At 72.7% G+C, this 25407-nt stretch carries 20 protein-coding genes and 1 pseudogene; 10 read left to right on the forward strand and 11 right to left on the reverse strand.

Annotation, left to right across the window (positions count from 1 at the left end):
* The first annotated feature begins 38 nt into the window (after positions 1 to 38).
* Positions 39 to 1193, forward strand: coding sequence for a cystathionine gamma-synthase (locus ABZ312_RS05945; protein WP_450388435.1), 1155 nt, complete (start codon positions 39 to 41; stop codon positions 1191 to 1193).
* A 120-nt stretch (positions 1194 to 1313) separates the two neighbouring features.
* Here ABZ312_RS05945 and ABZ312_RS05950 read toward each other — a convergent pair whose 3' ends face one another.
* Genes ABZ312_RS05950 through ABZ312_RS05960 form a run of 3 tightly spaced genes read right to left on the reverse strand, consistent with a single transcriptional unit; the run spans position 1314 to position 2544 of the window.
* Entirely contained in the window at positions 1314 to 1556 is a 243-nt protein-coding gene (locus tag ABZ312_RS05950) for a hypothetical protein (protein WP_500326741.1), read from the reverse strand.
* The gene (locus ABZ312_RS05955; RefSeq protein ID WP_500326743.1) at positions 1553 to 2017 is read right to left on the reverse strand and encodes a sigma factor-like helix-turn-helix DNA-binding protein; all 465 of its coding nucleotides are present in this window, start codon (positions 2015 to 2017) and stop codon (positions 1553 to 1555) included. Before ABZ312_RS05955 ends, ABZ312_RS05950 begins: the two co-directional genes overlap by 4 nt.
* Before the next feature lie 32 nt (positions 2018 to 2049).
* Complete coding sequence (locus ABZ312_RS05960; protein ID WP_500326745.1) at positions 2050 to 2544, reverse strand: MarR family winged helix-turn-helix transcriptional regulator; 495 nt, start codon at positions 2542 to 2544, stop codon at positions 2050 to 2052.
* 232 nt (positions 2545 to 2776) lie between these two features.
* Here ABZ312_RS05960 and ilvA point away from each other — a divergent pair, with 232 nt between their 5' ends.
* From ilvA to ABZ312_RS05975, 3 genes are all read left to right on the forward strand, one after another.
* A complete protein-coding gene (gene ilvA / locus ABZ312_RS05965; protein ID WP_500326841.1) occupies positions 2777 to 3937 on the forward strand; it encodes a threonine ammonia-lyase in 1161 nt (386 codons plus the stop codon).
* A gap of 210 nt (positions 3938 to 4147) precedes the next feature.
* Complete coding sequence (locus ABZ312_RS05970) at positions 4148 to 5110, forward strand: DrrA family ABC transporter ATP-binding protein (protein WP_499513665.1); 963 nt, start codon at positions 4148 to 4150, stop codon at positions 5108 to 5110.
* A complete protein-coding gene (locus ABZ312_RS05975) occupies positions 5107 to 5964 on the forward strand; it encodes an ABC transporter permease (protein ID WP_500326747.1) in 858 nt (285 codons plus the stop codon). Before ABZ312_RS05970 ends, ABZ312_RS05975 begins: the two co-directional genes overlap by 4 nt.
* A gap of 84 nt (positions 5965 to 6048) precedes the next feature.
* Here the strand turns inward: ABZ312_RS05975 and greA are convergent, their stop codons facing one another.
* Complete coding sequence (gene greA / locus ABZ312_RS05980) at positions 6049 to 6546, reverse strand: transcription elongation factor GreA (RefSeq protein WP_499513667.1); 498 nt, start codon at positions 6544 to 6546, stop codon at positions 6049 to 6051.
* 179 nt (positions 6547 to 6725) lie between these two features.
* A complete protein-coding gene (locus tag ABZ312_RS05985) occupies positions 6726 to 7136 on the reverse strand; it encodes a DUF4307 domain-containing protein (protein ID WP_500326749.1) in 411 nt (136 codons plus the stop codon).
* 107 nt (positions 7137 to 7243) lie between these two features.
* Here ABZ312_RS05985 and mca point away from each other — a divergent pair, with 107 nt between their 5' ends.
* Both mca and ABZ312_RS05995 read left to right on the forward strand, forming a co-directional pair.
* Positions 7244 to 8116, forward strand: a complete 873-nt coding sequence (mca, locus tag ABZ312_RS05990; RefSeq protein ID WP_500326843.1) for a mycothiol conjugate amidase Mca — start codon at positions 7244 to 7246, stop codon at positions 8114 to 8116.
* 4 nt (positions 8117 to 8120) lie between these two features.
* Entirely contained in the window at positions 8121 to 8393 is a 273-nt protein-coding gene (locus ABZ312_RS05995) for a hypothetical protein (protein ID WP_500436594.1), read from the forward strand.
* Between the two features lie 49 nt (positions 8394 to 8442).
* Here ABZ312_RS05995 and ABZ312_RS06000 read toward each other — a convergent pair whose 3' ends face one another.
* Entirely contained in the window at positions 8443 to 8754 is a 312-nt protein-coding gene (locus ABZ312_RS06000; RefSeq protein WP_500326753.1) for a hypothetical protein, read from the reverse strand.
* Between the two features lie 82 nt (positions 8755 to 8836).
* The gene (locus tag ABZ312_RS06005) at positions 8837 to 11998 is read right to left on the reverse strand and encodes an AAA family ATPase (protein WP_500326755.1); all 3162 of its coding nucleotides are present in this window, start codon (positions 11996 to 11998) and stop codon (positions 8837 to 8839) included.
* 294 nt (positions 11999 to 12292) lie between these two features.
* On the opposite strand from ABZ312_RS06005, the gene ABZ312_RS06010 reads away from it, so the two are divergent.
* On the forward strand, positions 12293 to 15610 hold the full coding sequence (locus ABZ312_RS06010) for a S8 family serine peptidase (RefSeq protein WP_500436595.1): 3318 nt from the start codon (positions 12293 to 12295) through the stop codon (positions 15608 to 15610).
* 61 nt (positions 15611 to 15671) lie between these two features.
* Here ABZ312_RS06010 and ABZ312_RS06015 read toward each other — a convergent pair whose 3' ends face one another.
* Positions 15672 to 16670 (reverse strand): helix-turn-helix domain-containing protein, encoded by a 999-nt coding sequence (locus ABZ312_RS06015; protein WP_500326759.1) that lies wholly within the window; start codon positions 16668 to 16670, stop codon positions 15672 to 15674.
* A gap of 138 nt (positions 16671 to 16808) precedes the next feature.
* On the opposite strand from ABZ312_RS06015, the gene ABZ312_RS06020 reads away from it, so the two are divergent.
* On the forward strand, positions 16809 to 18839 hold the full coding sequence (locus ABZ312_RS06020; protein WP_500436597.1) for a thioredoxin domain-containing protein: 2031 nt from the start codon (positions 16809 to 16811) through the stop codon (positions 18837 to 18839).
* 109 nt (positions 18840 to 18948) lie between these two features.
* On the opposite strand, the gene ABZ312_RS06025 is transcribed toward ABZ312_RS06020, so the two are convergent.
* A complete protein-coding gene (locus tag ABZ312_RS06025) occupies positions 18949 to 19560 on the reverse strand; it encodes an acyl-CoA-like ligand-binding transcription factor (protein WP_500326763.1) in 612 nt (203 codons plus the stop codon).
* Positions 19557 to 21097 (reverse strand): annotated as a pseudogene (locus ABZ312_RS06030) (MFS transporter). Before ABZ312_RS06030 ends, ABZ312_RS06025 begins: the two are co-directional and overlap by 4 nt.
* A 199-nt stretch (positions 21098 to 21296) precedes the next feature.
* Between ABZ312_RS06030 and ABZ312_RS06035 the strand changes: the two are divergent.
* Positions 21297 to 22463 carry an acyltransferase family protein gene (locus tag ABZ312_RS06035; RefSeq protein WP_500326767.1) on the forward strand — a complete coding sequence of 389 codons (1167 nt, stop codon included), beginning with the start codon at positions 21297 to 21299 and terminating at the stop codon, positions 22461 to 22463.
* Between the two features lie 88 nt (positions 22464 to 22551).
* On the opposite strand, the gene trhA is transcribed toward ABZ312_RS06035, so the two are convergent.
* Positions 22552 to 23253 carry a PAQR family membrane homeostasis protein TrhA gene (gene trhA, locus ABZ312_RS06040; RefSeq protein ID WP_499513678.1) on the reverse strand — a complete coding sequence of 234 codons (702 nt, stop codon included), beginning with the start codon at positions 23251 to 23253 and terminating at the stop codon, positions 22552 to 22554.
* Positions 23254 to 23507: 254 nt separating this feature from the next.
* Between trhA and ABZ312_RS06045 the strand changes: the two genes are divergently transcribed.
* Entirely contained in the window at positions 23508 to 25319 is a 1812-nt protein-coding gene (locus ABZ312_RS06045; RefSeq protein ID WP_500326769.1) for a phosphoenolpyruvate carboxykinase (GTP), read from the forward strand.
* The last annotated feature ends 88 nt before the right edge of the window (positions 25320 to 25407 follow it).

Here is a 25407-nt window from a genome sequence, read left to right on the forward strand (position 1 = left end):
GCACGTCCCGGCACGCGGCTCGCACTACGCTCGGCGGTATGAGCGAGCAGCAGCACCAGAACTTCGAGACCCTCGCGATCCACGCGGGTCAGCCGGCCGACGCCCAGACCGGGGCCGTGGTCACGCCGATCTACCAGGTCTCCACGTACAAGCAGGACGGGGTCGGGGGCCTGCGCGGCGGCTACGAGTACAGCCGGTCCGCCAACCCCACGCGCACCGCGCTGGAGGAGAACCTCGCGGCGCTCGAAGGCGGCCGCCGCGGCCTGGCGTTCGCGTCCGGCCTGGCCGCCGAGGACTGCCTGCTGCGCACGGTCCTGAAGCCCGGCGACCACGTGGTCATCCCCAACGACGCGTACGGCGGCACCTTCCGGCTCTTCGCCAAGGTCGTCGAGCGCTGGGGCGTGCAGTGGTCGGTCGCCGACACCTCCGACCCGGCGGCGGTCCGGGCCGCGCTCCGGCCCGAGACCAAGGTGATCTGGGTGGAGACGCCCAGCAACCCGCTGCTAGGGATCACCGACATCGCGGCGCTGGCGGACATCGCGCGCGGCGCGGACGCCCGGCTCGTCGTCGACAACACCTTCGCCAGCCCCTACCTGCAGCAGCCGCTGGCGCTCGGCGCCGACGTGGTCGTGCACTCCACCACCAAGTACATGGGCGGGCACTCGGACGTGGTCGGCGGCGCCCTGGTCGCGGCCGACGCGGGGCTCGGCGAGGAACTGGCCTACCACCAGAACGCGATGGGCGCCGTGGCCGGCCCCTTCGACGCGTGGCTGGTGATGCGGGGCATCAAGACGCTCGCGGTGCGCATGGACCGGCACAGCGAGAACGCGGCCCGGGTCGCGGAACTGCTCTCGCTGCACCCGAAGGTCACCCAGGTCTTCTACCCCGGGCTGCCCGAGCACGCGGGGCACGACGTCGCGGCCAAGCAGATGAAGCGGTTCGGCGGGATGGTGTCCTTCCGCGTCGCGGGCGGCGAGGAGGCGGCCGTCGAGGTGTGCAACCGGGCGCGGCTGTTCACGCTGGGCGAGTCCCTGGGCGGCGTCGAGTCCCTCATCGAGCACCCGGGCCGGATGACGCACGCCTCGGTCGCGGGCTCCGCGCTGGAGGTCCCGGCGGACCTGGTGCGGCTCTCGGTGGGCATCGAGTCCGTCGACGACCTCCTCGAAGACCTCCGCCAGGCGTTGGGCGCGTAGCGCCCCGTTGCCGGGTGCGGCGCCGTTGTGGTTGCGGTTGGGGGATGCCCGCCGCAGGGGCAAACAACCCGCACACAACAGCCGGCCGCGAGGGGCACCCCGGCCATCCGGCGGAGCCGGTCACCAGTTGCCGGGCGTCGTGTCGAGCGGCTCCGCCGCCGGCCACCACAGCACCGCGAGGACGAGCGCGACGACGACCGCCACGACGAGCAGCGTCCACAGGACGGCGTGCAGCACGCGGCGGCGGGCCAGGACGCGGCGGCCGCGCTCGGCGGCGCGCGGGGCGAGGTCCACCGGCACCGCGGGGTGAGGCCCGTCGAGCAGCCGGCGGACCTCGTCCTGCTTGCGGTCGTACGGGCTCACGACGCGACCTCCCGCACCCGGGGCGCCGCCCCACCGCGGGCGGGTCGGCTGCGCAGGGCCGCGGTGGCCCGCAGGGTGATCGCCCGCACCCGTTCCGACGGCATGCCGAGCTGCGCGGCGGCCTGTTCCTCGGCGATGCCCTCGTACAGCCGCAGCACGATCACCAGCCGCTCCCGCACGTCGAGCGGCCCGAGCACCCCGCCGCGCGGGCGGCGCCACCAGGGCCGGTGGGCGAAGCGGCGGACGATCTCGGCGCGGGTGCAGGCGTACGGGTCCTCGCCGCGCATCCGGAACCAGTCGGCGTAGCTGCGCGACAGGGCGGCGCACAGCAGTTCGGTCCCTTCCGCCCGGTCCCCCGTGAGCAGGACGGCGACGTGCAGCAACCGCCCTGCCGCGCCCGCCGCGAACGCCTCGAACTCGGCCTCGCGCAGGCGCTCCGCTGCCTCCCGGCGCTCTCCCACAGCGACATGGGACGGCAGACGGCGTCCTCAGGTCAAGAGTTCTGCTCGTCTCCTTGCGTGACGGAGGAGTGGTACTGCGCGAGCGCGCCGTTGAACCGGCCGAGGAGGTCGGTGAAGGACTCGCGCTCCTGCGGCGTCCAGTCCTCCGTCACGACCGCCATGAGCTGCTGCCGCGAGCTGCGGACCTCCTCCAGGCGGGAACGTCCGCGGGGGGAGAGGGCGAGCACGACCGCCCGCCCGTCCTCGGGGTGGGAGGTGCGCTTGACCAGTCCGCTGTCCACGAGCGGGGCGACCTGGCGCGTGACGGTGGAGGAGTCGATGCCCATGCCCTCCGCGAGCGCCTTCACGCCCATCGGGCCTTCGTTGTCGAGGCGGTGGAGCAGCAGGTACGCGGCCCGGTCCATGGAGTTGCGGGCCTTGCCGACGCCACCGAGGCGCGTCTGTTCCGCGCGGCGGGCGAAGAGCGCCACCTCGTGCTGCAGGCGCTCCAGGAGGTCGGTCGTGATCTCCGAGGGGGGAATGGGCATGGCCGGAAGCTCGCGTTCTGTCGGTCCTGCGAAGGTTGGGAGAAGAGTACGCGGAGAGCGTCACCCCGGGACCCCGCCGCGGAAAACTGCTCCGTCCGTCCGGGCGGTGGCCGCTGCTGCAAGACTGGGGACCATGGAAAGCCCCGCACGTCCGGCACGTCGCACCAGTCGCGCGGTGGTGGCCGCACGGCCGTCTCCGGTCACCATCGACGATGTGCGCGGCGCGCACAAGATGCTGTCGGGTGTGGCCCGCGTGACCCCCATGGAGGGCAGCCGGTACCTGTCCCGTCTGGTGGCCGCCCCGGTGCACCTGAAGTGCGAGAACCTGCAGCGCACGGGCTCCTTCAAGGTGCGCGGCGCCTACGTGAGGATCGCGGGTCTGCGGCCGGAGGAGCGCGCGGCGGGCGTGGTCGCGGCGAGCGCCGGCAACCACGCGCAGGGCGTGGCACTGGCCGCGTCGCTGCTCGGGGTGCGCTCCACCGTCTTCATGCCGTCCGGCGCCCCGCTGCCGAAGGTCGCGGCGACCCGCGACTACGGGGCGGAGGTGCGGTTGCACGGGCTCGTGGTGGACGAGACGCTGCGCGCCGCCCAGGAGTACGCGCAGGAGACGGGCGCGGTCTTCATCCATCCCTTCGACCACGCGGACATCGTCGCCGGGCAGGGCACGGTGGGCCTGGAGATCCTCGACCAGTGCCCGGAGGTGCGCACGATCGTCGTGGGGATGGGCGGCGGCGGGCTCGCGGCCGGCGTGGCCGTGGCGGTGAAGGCGGTGCGTCCCGAGGTGCGGGTCGTCGGCGTGCAGGCGGCGGGCGCGGCCGCCTATCCGCCGTCGCTGGCGGCGGGGCGGCCGGTGGCGCTGGACGCGGTGGCGACCATGGCGGACGGAATCAAGGTGGGCTGCCCGGGGGAGGTGCCGTTCGCCATCGTCCGGGACCTGGTGGACGAGGTGTGCACGGTCACCGAGGACGAGCTGTCCAGCGCGCTGCTGCTGTGCCTGGAGCGGGCGAAGCTGGTGGTCGAGCCGGCCGGGGCGAGTCCGGTGGCGGCCCTGCTGTCGCGGCCGGAGGCCTTCGACGGGCCGGTCGTCGCCGTGCTGTCCGGCGGCAACGTCGACCCGCTGCTGATGGAGCGCACCCTGCGGCACGGCATGGCGGCCGCCGGGCGCTACATGTCCTTCCGGCTGCGGCTCACGGACCGGCCGGGAGCGCTGGCGGCGCTGCTGGAGATCCTTTCGGCGAGTGACGCAAACGTGCTGGACATCGCGCACGTGCGCACGGATCCTCGGTTGGGGCTGACCGAGGCGGAGGTCGAGCTGCAGCTGGAGACCCGCGGCCCCGAGCACCGGGCCGCCGTGGCGGCGGCCCTGCGGACAGCCGGGTACGTGCTGCTCTGAGGCCGTTCGCTCTGGATTGTCAGTGGTGTACGGCATGGTGGAGTCAGGGTGTCGTGGGCGCGGGACGGCGCGTGCGGGCGGAGCACGGATAAATCCGCTTGACGCGATATATCGCGTCTGGGATGCTCGCGACACATCGTGGTGCGCTGCCGTGCGGCCGCGTGCCCGCACAGTCCCCATGCACCCCAAGCCCCGAATCGGAGACATCGCATGCCAGGCGCCATCCATGCCGAAGGTCTGGTGAAGACCTTCGGTGACGTACGGGCACTGGACGGAGTGGACCTCGACGTCCCTGAGGGGACCGTCCTGGGCCTCCTCGGCCCCAACGGGGCCGGGAAGACGACCGCCGTACGCGTCCTGACCACCCTGCTGCAGCCCGACAGCGGCAAGGCCGTCGTGGCCGGCATAGACGTGCTGAAGCACCCCAACGAGGTGCGCCGGCAGATCGGCCTGTCCGGTCAGTTCGCGGCGGTCGACGAGTACCTCACCGGCCGCGAGAACCTGCAGATGGTCGGCCAGCTCTACCAGATGAGCGCCCGGGACGCGAAGGCCCGTGCGGCGGAGCTGCTCGAGCGCTTCAACCTCGCCGAGGCGGCCGACCGTACGGCCAAGACCTACTCCGGCGGCATGCGGCGCCGGCTCGACCTGGCGGCCGCGCTGGTCGTCAGGCCGCCGGTGATGTTCATGGACGAGCCGACCACCGGCCTCGACCCCCGCAACCGCCTCGCGCTGTGGGAGGTCATCCAGGACCTGGTCGCCGGCGGCACCACACTGCTGCTCACCACGCAGTACCTGGAGGAGGCCGATCACCTCGCCCACGACATCTGCGTGATCGACCACGGCAAGGTCATCGCCCGCGGCACCTCCGACGAGCTCAAGGCGCGGACCGGCGGCGAGCGCGTCGAGGTCGTCGTCCACGACCGCGAGCACCTGGTGACCGCCACCGAGGTGCTGAACGGCTTCGGCAAGGGCGAGACCGCCGTGGACAACCACACCCGGCGGATCACCGTGCCGGTCACGGGCGGCGCCAAGCTGCTCGCCGAGGTCATCCGTGAGCTCGACACCCGCGGCATCGAGATCGACGACATCGGTCTGCGCCGGCCCACGCTCGACGACGTGTTCATGTCCCTCACCGGCCACGCCGCCGAGGAGAAGGAAGAGGAGTCCCAGTGACCACGGTGACCGACGCGGTCCCCACCAGCGCGCCGCGCACCTCCAACCCGATCGTGCAGTCCGTCCGCGACTCGCTGGTGGTCGCCCGGCGCAACCTGATCCGCATGCTGCGCATCCCCGAGGTCGTGATCTTCGGTCTCGTGCAGCCGATCATGTTCGTGGTGCTGTTCAGCTACGTCTTCGGCGGCTCCATGAACGTCGGCGGCTCCACCAGCCCCGCGCTCTACCGCGAGTTCCTGATGGCCGGCATCTTCGCCCAGACCGTGACCTTCGCCACCGCGGGCGCCGGCGCGGGCATCGCGGACGACATGCACAAGGGCCTCATCGACCGCTTCCGGTCGCTGCCCATGGCCCGCGGTGCGGTGCTCACCGGCCGCACCCTGGCGGACCTGGTGCAGACCGCCCTGACCGTCGTGGTGCTCGCCATCGTGGCCGTGCTCGTCGGCTGGCGCGTCCACGAGGGCCTGCCCAAGGCGCTCGCGGCGTTCGGCCTGCTGCTCCTGCTCGGTTACGCCTTCTCCTGGATCGGCGCCCTGATCGGCCTGTCCGTCCGTACCCCGGAGGCGGCCACCTCCGGCGGTCTGATCTGGCTGTTCCCGCTGACGTTCATCTCGAACGCCTTCGTGGACTCCAACCAGATGACCCCCTGGCTGCGGCACATCGCCGAGTGGAACCCGTTCAGCGCCACCGTGCTCGCCTGCCGGGAGCTGTTCGGCAACCTGCCGCCGAACTACCAGACCCCGGACGTCTGGCCGATGCAGCACCCGGTGCTCGCCTCGGTGCTGTGGTCGATCGTCATCATCCTGGTCTTCCGCACCCTCGCGGTGCGCAAGTACCGCTCGGCGACCGCCTGACCCCGGCCCGCGGGCGCACGCCCGCGGCACACGACGAGCCCCCGGCCTTCCGGCCGGGGGCTCGTCCGCGTATGGGGGGCGGCGTCAGCCGCTGTGCGGCTTGGCCTCGATGATCCTCACCGAGGCCTTCTTGCCGTTCGGGAGCTCGTACGTCGCGTCCTCGCCGATCTTCTTGCCGTTCACGCCCGAGCCGAGCGGCGACTGCGGCGAGTAGGTCTCCAGGTCGGAGGAGACGTACTCACGCGAGCCGAGCAGGAACGTCAGGGTGTCGTCGGGGTCGCCGTCGAAGGCGATCGTCACGACCATGCCGGGCGCGACCACGCCGTTGTCCGCCGGTGCCTCGCCCACCTTGGCGTGCTGCAGGAGCTGCGTCAGCTGGCGGATCCGGAGCTCCAGCTTGCCCTGGTCCTCACGCGCCGCGTGGTAACCGGCGTTCTCCTTGAGATCGCCTTCCTGACGGGCTTCCTCGATCTTGGCGACGATCTCGGTGCGTGCGGGACCCGACAGGTGCTCCAGCTCTGCCTTGAGCTGGTCGTACGCCTCCTGGGTCAGCCAGGTGACGTTCTCGCTGGTCTGGGTCACAGGTGCTCCTCGTCGTACTCGAACTCGCTTGCTTACAAATGAACGCCCTACCCAAAAAGATGCGTCTTCGCGGGAGGGCGAAACCACGAGCGTAACAATTCCCCCCGACAATCGGCGAGAGGGAAATCATCAAGAAGCGATAAACGCAGGTCAGGGGGCGAATGACCGGGCAGGTCGGATCATCGGGCGGGCTCGCAGCCGACCAGTTCCGCGGTAGTGCCGCGACTGGTGGTGCGAATGGTGACGACGGTGTCGATGCGACCGGTGTGCTGATTGAGGCGAACGTCCTTGCGGCCGACTTCGCCGTGGTCCTCGGCGAGCGAACGCAGGGTGCACACCGCCGTGACCCCTGTGTCCTTGCGCACCTCGATGTGGACCTGGACCTCCTGGTCGGAGACGACCTGGAACTTGATCAGTTCGGCGCTGACCTCGGTGCCGGTGAGCTTGTCCCAGCCGATCCAGCCGACGAACAGCAGCAGCACCACACCGAGCACCGAGCCGACGAGCCGCAGCCTGCGGTCCGCACGCGCGTCGGCCTCGGCCTCCCGCCCGTACCGTCCCTGGGGCAGTCCGTCGCGCACCGCGCTCATCGTTCAGTCCTCCCGGGGCCCGCGGAATCCCGCCTTGGAATCAAACAGCCCCTCGCTTCGGTCACTATAGAAGCCGCTACTTACGACCCATGACTGAGGATCCGACCTTGACCGAGCAGCTGCGACTGATGGCCGTGCACGCACACCCCGACGACGAGTCCAGCAAGGGCGCGGCCACCATGGCCAGGTACGTCTCCGAGGGCGTCGACGTCCTGGTCGCCACCTGCACCGGTGGCGAGCGCGGTTCCGTGCTCAACCCCAAACTGCAGGGCGACACGTACATCGAGGAGCACATCCACGAGGTCCGCGCCAAGGAGATGGACGAGGCGCGCGAGATCCTCGGCGTCCAGCAGTCCTGGCTCGGCTACGTCGACTCCGGGCTCCCCGAGGGCGATCCGCTGCCCCCGCTGCCCGAGGGCTGCTTCGCCCTCCAGGACGTGGACGAGGCCGCGGGCACCCTGGTGAAGCTCATCCGCGAGTTCCGCCCGCACGTGATCACCACGTACGACGAGAACGGCGGCTACCCGCACCCCGACCACATCATGACCCACAAGATCTCGATGGTCGCCTTCGACGCCGCGGGCGACCCCGAGCGCTACCCCGAGGCCGGCGAGCCGTGGACGCCGCTGAAGCTCTACTACAACCAGGGCTTCAACCGGCAGCGCACCGTCGCCCTGCACGAGGCCCTGCTCGCCCGCGGCCTGGAGTCCCCGTACGGGGAGTGGCTGGAGCGCTGGCAGACCGCCGACCGGCCGGAACGCAACATCACCACGCACGTGCCGTGCGCGGACTTCTTCGAGATCCGTGACAAGGCGCTGCTCGCCCACGCCACCCAGATCGACCCCGACGGCGCCTGGTTCCACGTCCCGATGGAGCTCCAGAAGGAGATCTGGCCCACCGAGGACTACGAGCTCGCGAAGTCCCGGGTGGACACCTCCCTCCCCGAGGACGACCTCTTCGCGGGCATCCGGGAGAATTGAGCGCGTGAACGCGACATTCGGCACGGCCGCAGCCCAGCTCGTCCCCCTCGCCGTCAAGGACCTGGACGAGAACAAGGTGACGCCCGGCCTCCTCGGCTTCGTCATCTTCGCCCTCATCGGCCTCTCCCTGTGGTGGCTGATGAAGAACATGAACAAGCAGTTCAAGAAGATCGACTTCGAGGAGCAGCCGGAGCAGGCCGGGCAGCCCGCGGAGGCGGCCAAGGCCTCGGCCGCCTCCGCCGCCTCCGGCGCCGAGGGCCCCGGCAGCAAGGGCTGAGGCACGCCGGACACCCCCTCCCGGCACGGGAGGGGGTGTCGCGGCTCGCTCACTCCGGCGCGGCGACGGTGACCCGTGTGAAGAGCAGCGGGACGCCCTCGTCGTCGGAGCGGGTGTACGAGGTCCGCACCGCGACCACCCGCACGTCGTGGTCGTGCACGGCGACGTGCCCGCCGACGGCCGGTACGGGGAGCGCCCCGCTGGAGATGATCACGGCGAGGCCGTCGTCGACGCCCTCCGGCGCCTGCCAGGCGAAGGTGATCGTGTGCCGCACCGGACTCTCGTGGTAGATGCTGGCCTCGCGCGGCAGCGCCTGCTCCCGGTCGCGGATGGGCTGGAGCGCAGCGGGCAGCCGGTCCATGGTTCGTCCTCTCGCGGTCGGTCCCCGTCGCGATTGTCGCCCGTGGGACGTCCCGGAGCGGGTGACACGCTGGGCCGGGCCCTCAGCCCTCCACCGCCCGGTCCACCGGCACGGCCATCACCATGCGGGCGCCCCGCGACGGCACCATGCCCAGCCGCCAGGCCTCCCACGGCGTGCCCGGCTCCACGCCGCGCTCCAGCAGCAGGGCGTAGGCCTCCGCGTACTCCTGCAGGTCCAGGTCGCGGCCCTCGTACGGGTCGTCCGTCAGCCGGGCGAGCCGCCCGCGGGCCTCGGCGGCGCCCTCGCGCGAGAGCAGCGGCAGCAGCGTGCACTGCAGGAAGCGCGCCCACGCCAGGCCGCGCCTGTCGTCCAGGCCGGCGAAGAGCCGCTCCGCCTCCCGCACCAGCTCCAGGGCCGCAGGGACCCGCCCGTTGCCGGCGTCGACGACGGCGAGCTCCACACAGGACCAGCCCTCGCCGTGCGGCACCCCCACGCGGTGGAAGTCGGCGCGGGCGTCCTGCAGGAGCTGGCGGGCGAAACCGCTGTTGCGCAGGTTGCCGGTGAGCGCCGCCCGCTGGTCACGAGTGACCCGGCCGGAGTGGTGGCGGGCGCAGGCCAGCCCGTAGACGTCCCGCATCCGGCTGAACATGGTGCGGGAGCGCTCCAGGGCCCGCAGGGCCGCGTCCAGTTCGCCGCCCTCCTCCAGCGCCTGGCCGAGGTAGTACAGCGACCACGCCTCGCCGCGGGCGTCCTCGTTCGCGCGGTGGCGGGCCAGGGCGTCGCCCAGCAGGTGCTGGGCGGCGCCTGCGTCCCCGCGCAGCAGGCGGGCACGGCCGAGCTGGGTGACGGTCCAGGCCTCACCGCGGGGGTCGCGGGTCGCGGCGTAGCACTCGCCCGCGGTACGCAGCTCGGTCTCGCCGCGCCCGGCGTCGCCGAGCCGCAGCAGCAGCTGCCCCAGCTGCAGGTGGGCCCAGGCCTCGCCGTGCACGCTCTCGCTCTCCCGGTGCAGCGCCAGCGACTCGGCCAGCAGTCCGTGCGCCTCCGCCAGCCGGCCGGCGTCGCGCAGCACCGCGGCCAGCGCGTGCTGCGTCCAGGCCCGGTCGGCCCGCAGCTCGTCGCCGGCCTGCAGTTCCAGGGCCTCCCGCAACTTGGCCTCCGCCTCGCGCAGGCCGCCCTGCTGGTGCAGCGTGATGCCCAGGCTGCACAGGGCGCGGGCGGCGCCCGCCGGGTGTTGCGCCTCGAAGTACAGGTCGACCACCGACGACAGCGTGGAGCGGGCCTTGTCCAGCTCGCCGAGCTGCCGCGCGGCGATGCCGGTGCGCCACTGCACCGAGCGGACCAGCACCGACTGGTCGGCCTCCCGCTGGTGCGCCTGGGCCAGTTCGCTGATCTCGCCCAGCCGGTACAGGTCGCCGCGGAGCAGGCAGTAGTCGCACAGCGCGCCGAGCAGGTGCTGCACCACCCGCTGGTCGACTCCGTCGGAGTGCCGCAGCGCCGCGGTGATGAAGCTCGACTCCTCGTCCAGCCAGCGCAGCGCCTGGTCCAGGGAGGGGAAGCCCTGCGGCCCGAAACGGTCGGCGCGGGTCGAGGTCCGGCCGTCGACGAGCCGGATGACCGCGTCCGCCAGCTCGGCGTAGCTGCGGATCAGGCGCTCCTGGGCGGCCGCCCGCTCGGCCGGGTCCTCCTCGTCCAGCAGGCGCGCGTGCGCGAAGCGCCGTACGAGGTCGTGCAGCCGGTAGCGGCTGCCGCGCACGTGCTCGATGAGACCGGCCGAGGCCAGTTCGCCCAGCCGCCGGGCCGCCTCCTGCTCCTCCGCCCCCAGCAGGGCCGCGGCGGCCGCCGCGCCGAGGCTCGTCCGCCCGGCGAGCGCTAGCCGCCGCAGCAGCCGGCGGGCCGGCTCGGGCTGGTCGTGGTAACGCAGCGCCAGCGCCCGGTCGACCGGGCCCACCGGGCCGTACGCCGCCAGGTCGGCGGCCAGCCGCTCCGCGCCCCGGTCGGGCAGCGAACTGCCCGCGATGCGCAGCGCCAGCGGCAGCCCGCCGCACAGCCGCCGTACGGCGTCGGCGGCACCGGCGCCGTCCGCCGTCGTGAGGGCGCCGGACGACAGGCCGGCCAGCAGCTCCCGTGACGCCTCAGCCCCGAGCGGGTCGACCGGCAGGGCGTAGACGCGGGCCGCCGGTACGTCGAGGGAGAGCGGTTCGGCCGACGTGACCAGGACGAGGCTGTCGGAGCGCTCCGGGACCAGGGCGCGGATCTGCTCGGGTCCGGCGGCGTCGTCGAGGACGATGACGACCGGCACGTCGGTGAGGTGCTTCTGGTACTGGTCGGCCAGGCGCCGCAGATGCTGTTCCTGGGAGGTGCGCTCGCGGAACAGGAGTTGCTCGCGGGGCGCCCCGAGCCGGTTGAGCAGGTGCAGCAGCGCGTCCCGTACGGGCAGCGGGCGCTCCCCGGGCGCGGCGCCGCGCAGGTCGACGACGCAGGCGCCGCGGAACTGGTCCTTGAGCTGCTGGGCGGCGCGCACGGCGAGCGTGGTGCGCCCGGAACCGGCCTGGCCGTGCAGGACGACCACGACGGGCTCCGAGGCCGGGGAGACCCGCGCCTGGTGCACCCACTGGGCGATCTGCCGCAGCGGGTCCCGGCGGCCGGCGAACGGCCCCTCGGTGGCGGGAAGCTGGGCGAAGGACTGCTCCAGGACGCTGCGCCCCCGCGCGGCGGCGCTGCGGTCGGTGCGGCGCTGCGCCGGCACCTTCGCGGGGGCCGGCGCGGCGCGCCGGCGTTCCAGGAACGGCCGTACACCGCGCTGTTCCACGGCCTCCAGCCAGACCTGCCGCAGGTCCTGCGGCCGGGTGCCGCCACCGCCCGTCGCCAGCGCGGCCGTCACCGCAGCGCCGGTGACCGCCACCACGCCGCCGACGCCCAGCGCGGTGGAGGTCGGCGTGCCCCAGCCGAGGTCCGCCACGCATGCCGCGACGGCGGCGACCGCGGTCACCAGCGCGGGGGTGACCAGCGACGACCGGCGGCCCGAGCGTTCCGCCGCCAGCGCGGCGGTGTACACCCCGTACTCGTCCGCCGCCGCGGCCGCTATCTCGTCGACCGCCGCCCGGGCCTGCCGCAGCGCCTCCTCCGCCTCGCCGGAGCGCCCGCCCTGCGGCTCACCGGCGACGGCGCGTTCCAGCAGCCGTAACACCTCGGCCCGGTCGGACGTGCTCAGTTGCGTCTGCCGTCGCGGCGTCTGCTTCGTCACCCATGGCCCCCTCGGTAGCCGCCCGTCCCCAAGTGTCCTGCCGAACACGTCACATCGCGACACCGCGTGCGCGGGCGGACACGCCCGGACGCGCCCGGACGTCCCGCCCCGGGCGGCGGCAGGAACGCCTTTTGGGCGTCTTTGCCGCTCATGCGTCATGGCGCAAAGGTGACTTGTCCTCTGACCGACAGGTGAAAGTGCTGACCGCCGCCGGTGGCGGGGCCACGCTGTCGCCCCATGAGACAGATGAACTACAGGTGGCGACCGAGGGCCGGAACCCCTCGGCCGCAGTATGTGGCGGCCGCTGCCCTCGCCGCGCTGCTGGCGGGTCTGACCGCCACCCCCGGCGCCGCCCAGGGCACCGAGCGGGCCGACGCGGCCGTGCAGGGCGAGGCGGCCGGGTCCACCGGATCCTCCCGCCACCAGGTCACCCTGATCACCGGCGACCGCGTCACGCTGGAGACGGCCCCGTCGGGCGGGCAGAGCGTCTCGGTCCAACCGGCCGCGGGCCGGGAGCACATCACCTTCGTCAAGCGCCAGAACGGCGGCGACTGGTCGGTCATACCCGCCGACGCGCTGCCCCTGCTCGCGGCTGACCGCCTCGACAAGGCGCTGTTCAACGTCTCGGCCCTGGCCAGGGGGAAGTACGCCGAGCGGTCGAGGCTGCCGCTCATCGTCGAGTACGCGGGTGACGCGGGCACCGCCGGACGCCGCCTCACCGCGGCCGGTGCCGACGGGGTCCGCACCATCGCCGGGACCTCCTTCGCGACCCTCGGCCAGGACCGTGCGGGTGCCGCGGAGTTCTGGAAGGACATCGCCCCCGCCGAGGCGGGCGCCACGTCCTTCGGCGCGGGCATCCGCCGGGTCTGGCTCGACGGCCGCTCCAAGGTCCAGCTCGACCGGACGGTGCCGCACATCGGGGCACCCCAGGCCTGGGCGAAGGGTTACCGGGGCGACGGCGTCAAGGTCGCGGTGCTCGACACCGGGTACGACCCGAACCACCCGGACCTGGGGGGCCTCATCGAGGAGTCCGCCAACTTCACCACCGAGGCCGGCACCGACGACCTGAACGGCCACGGCACCCACGTCACCTCGACCGTCGCCGGTTCCGGCGCGGCCTCCGGCGGCCGGTTCAAGGGTGTCGCGCCCGGTGCGCGGATCCTGTCGGGCAAGGTCTGCAACGCGGGCGGCTCCTGCGACGACTCCGACGTCCTCGAAGGCATGGCCTGGGCCGCCGAGCGCGGCGCCAAGGTGATCAGCCTCAGCCTGGGCGACACCGACACCCCGGAGACCGACGCCCTCGAGGCCATGGTCGAGAGCGTCACCCGTGACCACGGCGTCCTGGTCGTGGCCGCGGCCGGCAACAGCGGTCCCGGCAAGGTCGGTTCCCCCGCCTCCGCCGACCGCGCGCTCGCCGTCGGCGCCACCGACCTCGACGACGAGCTCGCCCACTTCAGCTCGATCGGCCCGCGGGTGGGCGACTTCGGCCTCAAGCCCGACCTCGTCGCCCCCGGCGTCGGCGTCGTCGCCGCCCGCGCGGGCGGAACGACCGCCGAGGACGGCTACACCGCGATGGACGGCACCTCGATGGCGACCCCGCACGTCGCCGGTGCCGCCGCCATCCTCTTCCAGCAGCACCCCGACTGGACGCCCGAGCAGGTCAAGCGCCAGCTGATGCAGTCGACGGCGGCCGGCAAGGAGCGCGGCGCCTACTTCCAGGGCGCGGGCCGGGTCGACGTCGCCCGCGCGGTCGGCCAGCAGGTCACCGCCGGGACCACCGCAGTGGACTTCGGGCAGATCCGCTGGACCGACGGCCCGCGGCCGCCGGTGAAGAAGACGATCACCTACCGCAACCCGGGCAGCGCGCCGGTCACCCTCGGTCTGTCGCTCAACGTCTCCCACGGCGCGGGCACGCCCGCGCCGCAGGGCCTGTTCCGGCTCGGCGCCGACCAGGTCACCGTGCCCGCCCACGGCACCGCCGACGTCACCGTCACCGCGACCCCGGAGACCGCCACGACGTACGCGGCGTACAGCGGCGCGGTCATCGCGGCCACCGCCGACCGGGCCGTCTCGGTGCGCGTCCCGGTCGGTATGGACGTCGAGCAGCCCTCGCACAGCCTCCGCCTCACCGTGAAGGACCGCGCGGGCAAGGCCCCCGCCCACGCCTACCTGCTCGTCACCGCGGCCGACGGCGAGGTCCGCGAGGTGGAGCTGCACGGCACGTCCGGCACCGAGCTGAGGGTGCCGCGCGACGGCAGGACCTACTCCGTGAACGGCTTCCTCTTCGACGCGGAGTACACCGAGGCCACCGTGGTGGGCGCGCCGGAGGTCGTGATGAGCGCCGACCGGGACGTCGCCATCGACGCCCGGAGGGCCAAGCCCGTCACGGTCTCGGCCCCGAGCCGCTCGGCCCGCATCACGTACGCCGAGGTCGGCACCATCGCCCTGGACGGCAATCTGTTCTCCGTCCCCGTGAACGACGCGATCGGCGGCGACCGCATCACGAACGTGTACGCCGTCCCGACGGCGACGTCCGAGGACTCGGCGTTCACCTACCTGGTCAGCACCATCTGGGTCGATCCCGCGGGCGCCGACGGGAACCCCTCCTCGGTCTACTACCTCACCCGGCCGGTGCGCGGGGCGATCCCGGCCGATCCCGGCTACCGCCCCCGTGCGTCGCAGCTGGCCACGGTGAACAGCACCCTCGCCGCCACCGCGCCGGACACCACCGCGTACCGCAGTGTGTGGCTGACCCTCGGCAAGCTCCGCTGGGTCCACGGGATGGACGGACTCCCGCTCCCGAACCGGCGGGTGGACTACTTCTCGCCGTCCGAGGACCTGCGCTGGCAGAGCGTCTTCGAGCAGAACTTCTTCACCAGGCCGGACGCCCACGGGCAGAGCTTCCTCAGCCGCCTGCACAGCTACAAGGCCGGAAGCTTCGAGGAGCGCTGGAACCAGGGCGTCCAGGGCTCGGGCTTCTCGCCCGAGGTGATGATCACCTCCCGCGAGGGCGACGCCATGACGTTCGCGATCCAGGACGCCGCCAACGGGAACCTCGACGTGGTGGCCGGGACGACGTCCAGCAGCCGGCCCGAGTGGGAGCTGCGACGCAACGGTGAAGTCGTCTCGACCAACCGCGGGTTCGCCACGGTGCCGGCCGACGTCACCCCCGCCGACTACGTCGCGACGTTCGCGCAGGAGCGCGACCTCGTCCCCAGCACCATCTCCACGCGCCTGAAGTCCGAGTGGCGGTTCCGGTCGCAGACGACGGCGACCCGGCAGTCACTGCCGATGATGGCCGTGCTCATGTCGCCCCGGCTGGACGAGTGGAACCGGGCCGAGGCCGGACGCCGCTTCGACATCCCGGCCCTGGTCCAGCGTCCGGTCGGTGCCGCCGAGTCGCCCGTCCGCACCTTCACCGTCGAGGTCTCCTACGACGAGGGCAGGACCTGGCACACCGCCAAGGTCAAGGGCTCCGGGACGAAGCGCACCGTGACCGTGGACCACCCGCGCCGCTCCTCGGGCGGTTCGGTCAGCCTCCGCACCTACGTCAAGGACGCGGCGGGCAACTCCTTCAAGCAGACCGTGATCAAGGCCTACCTTCTCAAGTAGCCGCCGAACGGCACGGCAGGGCCCGCCGGATCCGTCCGGCGGGCCCCGTACCGCCGTCGGCTCAGAGCCAGTTGCGGCGGGCCGCGTGCCAGCCCAGTTGCATGCGGGTGGCGACGCCCGCGAGGCTCATCAGCCCCTGGATGCGCCGCTGGACGGTGCGCTTGCTCACGCGCAACTGCCCGGCGATCGCCTCGTCGGTCATGCCGGCGACCATCAGGGAGAGCAGGTGCCGGTCCTCCGCGACCGGCGCCGCCGGATCCTCCGGGCCCGCACCGCCGATCTGCCCCTCCTCGGTCACCCGCAGCGGCGCGCCGACCTCCCAGTAGTGCTGGAACAGGTCGATCAGCGCCTCCAGCAGGCTGCTCTCGCGCACCAGCGCCGTCTTGAGCTCCCGCGGACCGGCCGGCGTACCGGCGGAGGACAGCGGCAGGACGGCCAGCGACCGGTCGGCCACCGCCATTCGCAGGGGCAGCCTGGGCACCGCCCGGGCGACCTCGCCGGCGCGCACCCCCTTGACGACGTTGTCCACCGCACCGGGGTCGTCGAAGTAGGCCTGCTCGTACAGGACCCGGTACAGCACGCCCCGGCCCAGCGCGTCGTACTCCTCGCGGTTGCTCCCCGCGGGCATCGCCACGTGGCGGGCCTTGCAGAACCACAGCATCTCGTGGCGGACGCCGTCCTGGAGCTGCCGCAGACGCTGCCGCAGCGCCGCCGCGCCGCTGATGACCTCGATCGCCTCCCCCGCTCCCCAGGAGCGCGCGCTGCGGCGGTAGGTCTCCACCAGCCCGAGCACCACCGCCCGGTCCTGCTCCAGTGCCTCCGCGTGGCGCTGCAGCCGGGGTACCAGGGCGACCTCCGGCGGGATGACCGCGTACGCGCCGGGGCTCTCCTCCAGCGCGTACGCCAGTCCCTTGGCCTCCAGCGCGAGCAGCAGCCGTACGACCGCCGGGGGGCCGAGGTCGGTACGTCCGCAGATCTCCTCTGCGGACGCCGACTCGGTGACGAGCAGCAGCCGGTACACCTCGGCCTCGGCGGCCGTGAGACCCACCGTCTCCAGCATGTCGGCCCCTCTCGCAGCACCGTCCGCCGGTCGATTCCATCAGCACGAACGGCTGCGGACAACGTCCGTTGCCGCGGGCAACCGGGCTCGCCGCGCGGGGACGGGACGCCGGGCGGCGCGATGTGTGAGGCTGGGGGCATGGTCAATCGACTGAGCGGTTCCACGTCCCCGTACCTGCTGCAGCACGCCGACAACCCGGTGCACTGGTGGCCGTGGGGCGAGGGGGCCTTCGCGGAGGCCCGGGACCGCGGGGTGCCGGTGCTGCTCAGCGTGGGGTACAGCAGCTGCCACTGGTGCCACGTCATGGCCAGGGAGTCGTTCGAGGACGAGGCGACCGCCGCGTACCTCAACGAGCACTTCGTGCCGGTGAAGGTCGACCGCGAGGAACGCCCCGACGTTGACGCCGTCTACATGGAGGCCGTGCAGGCGGCGACCGGGCAGGGCGGCTGGCCGATGACGGTCTTCCTGACGCCCGGGGGCGAGCCGTTCTACTTCGGCACCTACTTCCCGCCCGCCCCGCGGCACGGCATGCCCTCGTTCCGGCAGGTGCTGGAGGGCGTGGAGGCCGCCTGGCGCGAGCGGCGCGAGGAGGTCGGGGCGGTCGCGGCGAGCATCGTGAAGGACCTGGGCGGACGTTCGCTCACCCTCGGCGGGACGGCCGCCCCTGGGGAGGAGCAGCTCGCGGCGGCACTGCTGGGGCTCACCCGGGACTACGACCCCTCGTGCGGCGGGTTCGGCGGCGCGCCGAAGTTCCCGCCGTCGATGGCCCTGGAGTTCCTGCTGCGGCACCACGCCCGCACCGGCTCCGAGGGCGCCCTGCAGATGGCGCGGGACACCTGTGAGGCGATGGCCCGCGGCGGCATCTACGACCAGCTCGGCGGCGGCTTCGCGCGCTACTCCGTGGACCGCAAGTGGGTCGTGCCGCACTTCGAGAAGATGCTCTACGACAACGCCCTGCTCTGCCGGCTCTACGCCCACCTGTGGCGCGCCACCGGCTCCGACCTGGCCCGCCGGGTCGCCCTGGAGACCGCGGACTTCCTCGTCCGGGAGCTGCGCACCCACGAGGGCGGGTTCGCCTCCGCGCTCGACGCGGACAGCGACAAGCCGGGCGGCGGCCACGGCGAGGGCGCGTTCTACGTCTGGACGCCGGCGGAGCTGGAGGAGGTCCTCGGCAAGGAGGACGCGGCGCTGGCCGCCGAGTACTTCGGCGTCACGGAGGACGGCACCTTCGAGGAGGGCGCGTCCGTGCTCCAACTCCCCGCCGACGGCGGCTTCGTGGACGCCGGGCGGATCGCATCGGTGCGCCGGCGGCTGTTCACCGCGCGGGAGGGACGGCCCCGCCCAGGCCGCGACGACAAGGTCGTGGCCGCCTGGAACGGGCTGGCGGTCGCCGCGCTCGCCGAGACCGGCGCGTACTTCGAGCGGCCGGACCTGGTCGCGGCCGCCGTCGAGGCCGCGGACCTGCTGGTGCGGGTCCACATGGACGCCCGCGGCCGGCTCGCCCGGACCTCGCGGGACGGCACGGTGGGCGGCAACGCCGGCGTGCTGGAGGACTACGCCGACGTCGCGGAGGGCTTCCTCGCGCTCGCCGCGGTGACCGGCGAGGGCGTGTGGCTGGACCTCGCCGGGCTCCTGCTCGACTCCGTGCTGCGGCACTTCACCGGGGAGGACGGCACGCTCTACGACACCGCCGACGACGCCGAGACGCTGATCCGCCGCCCGCAGGACCCGACCGACAACGCCGCCCCCTCGGGCTGGACGGCCGCGGCCGGCGCGCTGCTGTCGTACGCCGCGTACACCGGCTCGTCCCGCCACCGCGAGGCCGCCGAACGGGCGCTGGGCGTCGTGGGCGCCCTCGCCGGACGGGTGCCGCGGTTCATCGGCTGGGGGCTGGCGGTCGCCGAGGCGGCGCTCGACGGCCCGCGCGAGGTCGCCGTGGTCGGCCCCGCGGGCGACGCCGGCACGGCGGCGCTGCACCGCACCGCGCTGCTGGGCACCGCCCCGGGCGCGGTGGTCGCGGTGGGGGAGCCCGCCACGGACGAGTACGCCCTCCTGGCCGACCGCCCGCTGCTCGACGGCCGCCCCGCGGCCTACGTCTGCCGGCACTTCGTGTGCGCGGCGCCGACCGCGGACCCGCAGGCCCTGGCGGAGCAACTGGGCGCCCGCTGAGGCGCTCCGCGTCGTGCGGCCGCGCGGCGTCCGCCGGCACCTCCCTCGCGCGCAGGGCCGGTCGGTGAACCGGCCTTGTGTGGACCGACGTTGAGGGGCATCCCGATCGTCAGCGGCAGAGGTTGGCCGCGAGGAGGTCCAGCGAGCGGTCGAGGACGGCGGCGAGGTCGGCGGTGCCGTCCGAGTCGAGCCAGTGGAAGACGGCCTCGGACCAGGCCCCGATCAGCGCCGCGACGACGACCCGGATCTCGAAGTCGTCCGCGGGGCGCCCGAGGCGCTCGGCGGTGACGGAGGCCAGCAGGCGGCTGGACTCCTGGATGTTCTCGCCCATGCGGGCGCGGATGGCGGGCACCGAGCGCACCAGCCGCAGCCGCTGCCGCATCTCCTCGAACTCGCCCTCGTCGGCGAGCATCTCGCGCAGCGGCCCCAGCAGGGCGTGCCGCAGCGAGGCGACGATGGGCTCATGCGCCGGGCGGGCGCGCAGTTCGGCCACCATGACGGGGTCGTACTCGTCGGAGAGGACGATGTCCTCCTTGGAGGGGAAGTACCGGAAGACCGTGCTGGCCGAGACCTCGGCCGTGGCCGCGATCTGCTCGACGGTGGTGCCGTCGTACCCCTGCGCCTCGAAGAGCCGGTAGGCCGCGCGGCGGATGGCCCGCCGGGTCCGGATCTTCTTGCGTTCGCGCAGGCTCGGTCTGGTCGGTACGGTCACGTTCGTCATTGTCGTGCATCGACGGCGGGCGGGGCCATCCGCGCGGTGCCGGGCACCTCCTGGCCGGTGCGGACGTCGGGGAGGAGGAGCGCGGTCAGCACGGCCGCCACGAGCGAGGCGGCGGCGCAGGCCAGCAGGGCGAGGTCCATCCCGTGCACGTACGCCGCGTCCGCCGAGGCGGCGAGCGCCGGGTCGCCGAGGGCGGCCGCGACCGCGTGCGCGGCCCCCACGGAACCCGAGGCGGCGTCGGCCGCCGCCGCGGGCAGGCCCGTGGTGGCGAGACGGTCGGTGTAGGCGCCCGCCAGCAGGCTGCCCAGGAGGGCGACACCGATGGCGCCGCCGGTCTGCCGCAGGGTCATCAGGAGTCCTGAGCCGCTGCCCGCGCGGTCGCCGGGCAGCGCGCCCAGTGCCGCGTCCATGGCGGGGATCATCGCGAAGCCGAAGGCGAAACCGGTGACGGACAGCCACAGCGCGGTCGCCCCGTAGCCGTCGTGGACGTCCGTGCGGCTGCCGAGCGCCGCGGCCGCGGTGAGCAGGAGCAGCCCCGCCGTGACGACCGGCCGCGGCCCGAACCGCGCGACCAGCGGAGCGCTGCCCCGGGCGGCGACGAGCAGGCCACCCATCATCGGCAGCAGCCGTAGGCCGGTGCCGAGGGCGTCGTTGCCGAGCACGGCCTGCAGGTACTGCGGCAGGACGAAGAGCAGACCGGTGAGGATGAAGGTCACCAGCGTCGCGGCGACCGCGTTCCACAGGAAGCCCCGCTGCCGCAGCAGACCGAGGTCGAGCATGGGCCGCTCCAGCCGGCGTCCGCGGAGCACCAGCCCGGTCAGCAGCGCGACGGACGAGGACAGCGTCAGCAGCACCAGCGGGTCGCCCCTCCCCGGCGCGGCCCCTCGATGATGCCGAAGACCAGCGCGCCGAGCCCGGCCACCGCGAGGACGGTGCTGGGCGGGTCGACGCGGGGCGTGGCGGGGTCGCTGGTCTCGGGCAGCAGGAACAGGCAGGCGGCGATGCCGAGGACGACGAGCGGGATGTTGACCACGAAGACCGAGCCCCACCAGAAGTGGTCGAGCAGGGTGCCGCCGATGATCGGCCCGAGCGGCAACCCCAGCGCCATGGCGGCGGTGACCGCGCCGACCGCCCTGGAGCGCTCCTCGGGCCCGAACAGCGAGGGCAGGACGGACAGGGCCAGCGGCATGACGAGTGCCGCGCCCAGGCCCATCACCGTGCGGGCGGCGACGACCGGTCCCGGACTGTCCACCAGGGCGCCGAGCAGCGAACCGGCGAGGAAGCTCCCGAGCCCGGCGACGAGCATCCGCCGCCGTCCCCAGCGGTCGCCCAGCAGGCCCCCGGGGAGCATGGCGGCGGCGAAGACCACCGTGTAGCCGTCGACGATCCACTGCTGGTCGCCTGTGTCCGCACCCAGCTCCGCGGCCATGGTCGGCAGTGCGACGTTGAGGATCGTCATGTCGAAGCCGAGCACGAGCATGCTCGCCACCAGGGCCACCAGGGCCCACCAGCGCCGTGGATCGGCCGTCGTCGCCATGGGGTCTCCTCCTGCGGGCACGGGGCAGCATCCGAAAGCCACCGTCAAATGACAGTGACTCTCAAAAAAGAGTAACTGTCACCCCCAGACGTGCGGAAGCCCGGCGTCGCCTTGACACGGCCCGCCGGGGTGATAGGAAAATGCGACCCTTGTGCCCGGTGACGCCAGGGTGTCCTTCGGAAGAATCAGAGAAGATCAAGTGCCAGTCGTAGATGCCTCCCGGAGCGACCGGGAAGCGAAACCCACGTCGTCCGCGCCGCGCGCATCCGTACTTCCGTCACGGCTCGACTCGCTGACGAGTCTGCGGTTCTTCGCCGCCTTCGCCGTGTTCGCGCACCACTTCACGGGGCTGGGCGGCGCGACGGGCTACGGACGTGCCCCCGCGATCTTCCCGTACTCGGAGATGGGCGCCCACGGCGTGACCTTCTTCTTCGTCCTCTCGGGCTTCCTGCTGACCTGGGTGTTCAAGCCGCAGGAGCATCCGGTTGCGTTCTACTGGCGGCGTGTGGCGCGCATCTGGCCGGCGGCCCTGGTCGCCGCCGTGCCGGCGGTCTACGTCTTCTACGTCAAGGCACACGTGCCCATCGACTGGAAGTACGTCATCGCCTCGCTCTTCTTCGTCCAGAACTGGTTCCCGCACGCCACGCCCACGCTGCCCGGCAATCCGGTGACCTGGACCCTGGGCGTCGAGGTCCTCTTCTACGCCCTGTTCCCGCTGCTCGCCCGCGTCGTCGTCCGGCTGCGCACGCCCCTGCTGGTCGCCGTGACGGTCGCCGGCCTGGTCGGGATGTGGGCGGTGGACTGGTGGGCCTCCGCGACGCTGGACGGGCCCATGGCGCGCTGGATCATGCGGCACCCGGTGGTGTACCTGCCCGAGTTCCTGCTGGGCATGACGATGGCCCTGCTGATCCGCCGCGGGTGGCGGATCCCGTTGCGGCCCTTCGTGCCCGTGGCGCTGCTGCTCGCCTACGTCTACGCCTACGTGCAGCTGCGTGCGCACCTGTCGAGCGGGTACGACGCGCAGCTGGACTACACGCTGCGCCCGGTCATCGCCGTGCTCGCCGTCCTGATCATGGTCGCGTTCGTCCAGCGGGACATCGCGGGGCACCGCAGCGTGCTCCACAACCCGCTGCTGATCTCGCTGGGCATGTGGTCGTACAGCTTCTACCTCCTGCACCACGCGGTGAGCCGGTTCTCGACCTACAGGTGGGGCAGGATCCCGGACGAGAACTCGGCGCTCTTCAGCATGATCGGCATGGCCGTCGTCGTGTTCGCGATGTCCTGGGCCCTCCACCGTTTCGTCGAGGAGCCCGCCAATCGCCTGCTGACCCGCTGGATCCCCGACCGCTGGCGCCGCAGGGTCTGACGGCCGCCCCGGGATGCCGGACGCCCCCCACCCGCAGGCGGGTGGGGGGCGTTCGCGTCGGGGCCTCGGCGTTCGGCGGGCGCGGGGCCTAGGCGTGGTTGTAGGCCACCAGCGAGATGCCGACGTAGTGCACGATGAACGCGGCCAGCGTGAACGAGTGGAAGACCTCGTGGAAGCCGAAGAAGCGGGGCGAGGGGTTGGGCCGCTTCGTTCCGTAGATCACCGCTCCGACGCTGTACAGCAGGCCGCCCACGACGATCAGGACGAGCACCGCGATGCCGCCCTTCCGCATGAAGTCGGGCAGGAAGAAGACCGCCGCCCAGCCGAGCGCGATGTAGCAGGGCGTGTAGAGCCAGCGCGGCGCGCCCACCCAGAAGACCCGGAACGCGATGCCCGCCAGGGCCCCGGCCCAGACGAGCCAGAGCAGGACCTCCTGCTTGCCGTCCGGCAGCAGCAGGAGCGTGAAGGGTGTGTAGGTCCCCGCGATGATCAGGAAGATGTTCGCGTGGTCCAGCCGGCGCAGCACCGCCGAGGCCCGGGGGCCCCAGTCGCCGCGGTGGTAGAGCGCGCTCACGCCGAACAGCGCGCAGGCGGTGAGCGTGAAGACGGCGCAGGCGATCCGCCCGCGGGTGCTCTCGGCGAAGGCGGTCAGGGCGACCCCGGCGACAAGGGCTGCGGGGAACATCCCGGCATGGAGCCACCCCCTCAGCTTGGGCTTCAAGGGGGCGGCAGCGGATGCGAGTTCTTCAAGGGCGGCGGGCACAACGGGAGTCTCGTCCACGGAGCTCATGAAAGCAATGCTACCTACGGTTGCGTAGGTTACCGATCCGTAGTACGGGGTGTCGCCGGACGTTGGGAGTGGCGATGCTCACCCCACGCGCCCTGGACAGATCGCGTTTCCTGTCCTGATACTCATATGAGTGCGGACGGCACCGGATGAGCATCCCACGACAGCAGCATCCGGGTCGCAGCCCCCAAGGGGCCGACAACACACCCTCGGAATCTGACGCCAGGTGAGTGCACACCGGGCGGAACGGAGCGATCGTGGCGCGCGTCAATGCGGCTCCCACCAATCACCAGGACCTGATCGCATGGGTCGGCGAGATCGCCGAGCTGACCCAGCCGGACGAGATCGTGTGGTGCGACGGCTCCGAGGAGGAGTACCAGCGCCTCGCGGACGAGCTCGTCTCGAAGGGCACCTTCAAGAAGCTCGACCCGATCAAGCGCCCCAACTCGTACTACGCCGCCTCCGACCCGACCGACGTCGCTCGTGTGGAGGACCGCACCTTCATCTGCTCCGAGCGGGAGCAGGACGCCGGCCCGACCAACCACTGGAAGGCCCCCGCCGAGATGCGGGAGATCTTCACAGGGGGGCAGGGTCTTTTCCGCGGCGCCATGCGCGGCCGCACCATGTACGTCGTCCCGTTCTGCATGGGCCCGCTCGGCTCTGAGCTGTCCGCGATCGGCGTGGAGATCACCGACTCCGCGTACGTCGCCACCGCCATGCGGACCATGACGCGCATGGGCCAGGACGTGCTGGACGAGCTCGGCGAGGACGGCTTCTTCGTCAAGGCCGTGCACTCCGTCGGCGCCCCGCTGGAGCCCGGCCAGGAGGACGTCCCGTGGCCGTGCAACTCCACCAAGTACATCTCGCACTTCCCCGAGAGCCGTGAGATCTGGTCCTACGGCTCCGGCTACGGCGGCAACGCCCTGCTCGGCAAGAAGTGCTACGCCCTGCGCATAGCCTCGGTCATGGCACGGGACGAGGGCTGGCTGGCCGAGCACATGCTCGTCCTCAAGCTCACGCCGCCGCGGGGCGAGGCCAAGTACGTGGCCGCCGCCTTCCCGAGCGCCTGCGGCAAGACCAACCTCGCCATGCTGGAGCCGACCATCCCCGGCTGGACCGTGGAGACCATCGGCGACGACATCGCCTGGATGCGCTTCGGCGAGGACGGCCGCCTCTACGCGATCAACCCCGAGGCGGGCTTCTTCGGCGTCGCGCCGGGCACCGGCGAGCACACCAACGCCAACGCGATGAAGACCCTGTGGGGCAACTCGGTCTTCACCAACGTCGCTCTCACCGACGACAACGACGTCTGGTGGGAGGGCATGACCGAGGAGCTCCCGGCCCACCTCACGGACTGGAAGGGCAACTCCTGGACGCCGGAGTCCGGGACCCCGGCCGCCCACCCCAACGCCCGCTTCACCGTCCCGGCCAGCCAGTGCCCGACCATCGCGCCCGAGTGGGAGGACCCCAAGGGCGTGCCGATCTCGGCGATCCTCTTCGGCGGCCGCCGTGCCTCGGCCGTACCGCTGGTCACCGAGTCCTTCGACTGGCAGCACGGTGTCTTCCTCGGTGCCAACGTCGCCTCCGAGAAGACCGCCGCCGCCGAGGGCAAGGTCGGCGAGCTGCGCCGCGACCCGTTCGCGATGCTCCCGTTCTGCGGTTACAACATGGGCGACTACTTCGGCCACTGGGTCAAGCTCGGCCAGAAGCACGAGGCCGGCAAGCTCCCGAAGATCTACTACGTGAACTGGTTCCGCAAGGACGCGGACGGCCGGTTCGTGTGGCCGGGCTTCGGCGAGAACAGCCGCGTGCTGAAGTGGATCGTCGAGCGCCTCAACGGCCAGGCCGAGGGCGTCGAGACCCCGATCGGCGTCCTGCCGGCCGAGGGCTCCCTCGACACCAGCGGCCTGGACATCTCCCAGGCGGACCTCGACCTGCTGCTCTCGGTCGACGTCGACACCTGGCGGCACGAGGCCTCCCTCATCCCGTCCCACCTGGAGACCTTCGGCGACCACACGCCGAAGGAGCTGTGGGACGAGTACCGGGCCCTGGTCAAGCGTCTGGACTAGGCCGTGTCGTCAAATGAGCGCCGGCCGCCCGGAGGGCGGGCCCAGCGGCGTCTGGTGCGGTGCATCGCAAGGCGGAGAGTCGTCCTCG

Origin of the sequence: Streptomyces sp. NPDC006207 (genome assembly GCF_040613835.1) — a bacterium.
Classification (GTDB): domain Bacteria; phylum Actinomycetota; class Actinomycetes; order Streptomycetales; family Streptomycetaceae; genus Actinacidiphila.

Coding starts and splice junctions, on each gene's coding strand:
- trhA (WP_499513678.1), bottom strand. CDS start 23,253: ATGAGCTCCGTGGACGAGACTCCCGTTGTGCCCGCCGCCCTTGAAGAA.
- ABZ312_RS05970 (WP_499513665.1), top strand. CDS start 4,148: ATGCCAGGCGCCATCCATGCCGAAGGTCTGGTGAAGACCTTCGGTGAC.
- ilvA (WP_500326841.1), top strand. CDS start 2,777: ATGCTGTCGGGTGTGGCCCGCGTGACCCCCATGGAGGGCAGCCGGTAC.
- ABZ312_RS05945 (WP_450388435.1), top strand. CDS start 39: ATGAGCGAGCAGCAGCACCAGAACTTCGAGACCCTCGCGATCCACGCG.
- ABZ312_RS06020 (WP_500436597.1), top strand. CDS start 16,809: ATGGTCAATCGACTGAGCGGTTCCACGTCCCCGTACCTGCTGCAGCAC.
- ABZ312_RS06000 (WP_500326753.1), bottom strand. CDS start 8,754: ATGGACCGGCTGCCCGCTGCGCTCCAGCCCATCCGCGACCGGGAGCAG.
- ABZ312_RS05960 (WP_500326745.1), bottom strand. CDS start 2,544: ATGCCCATTCCCCCCTCGGAGATCACGACCGACCTCCTGGAGCGCCTG.
- ABZ312_RS05985 (WP_500326749.1), bottom strand. CDS start 7,136: ATGAGCGCGGTGCGCGACGGACTGCCCCAGGGACGGTACGGGCGGGAG.
- ABZ312_RS06015 (WP_500326759.1), bottom strand. CDS start 16,670: ATGCTGGAGACGGTGGGTCTCACGGCCGCCGAGGCCGAGGTGTACCGG.
- ABZ312_RS06025 (WP_500326763.1), bottom strand. CDS start 19,560: ATGACGAACGTGACCGTACCGACCAGACCGAGCCTGCGCGAACGCAAG.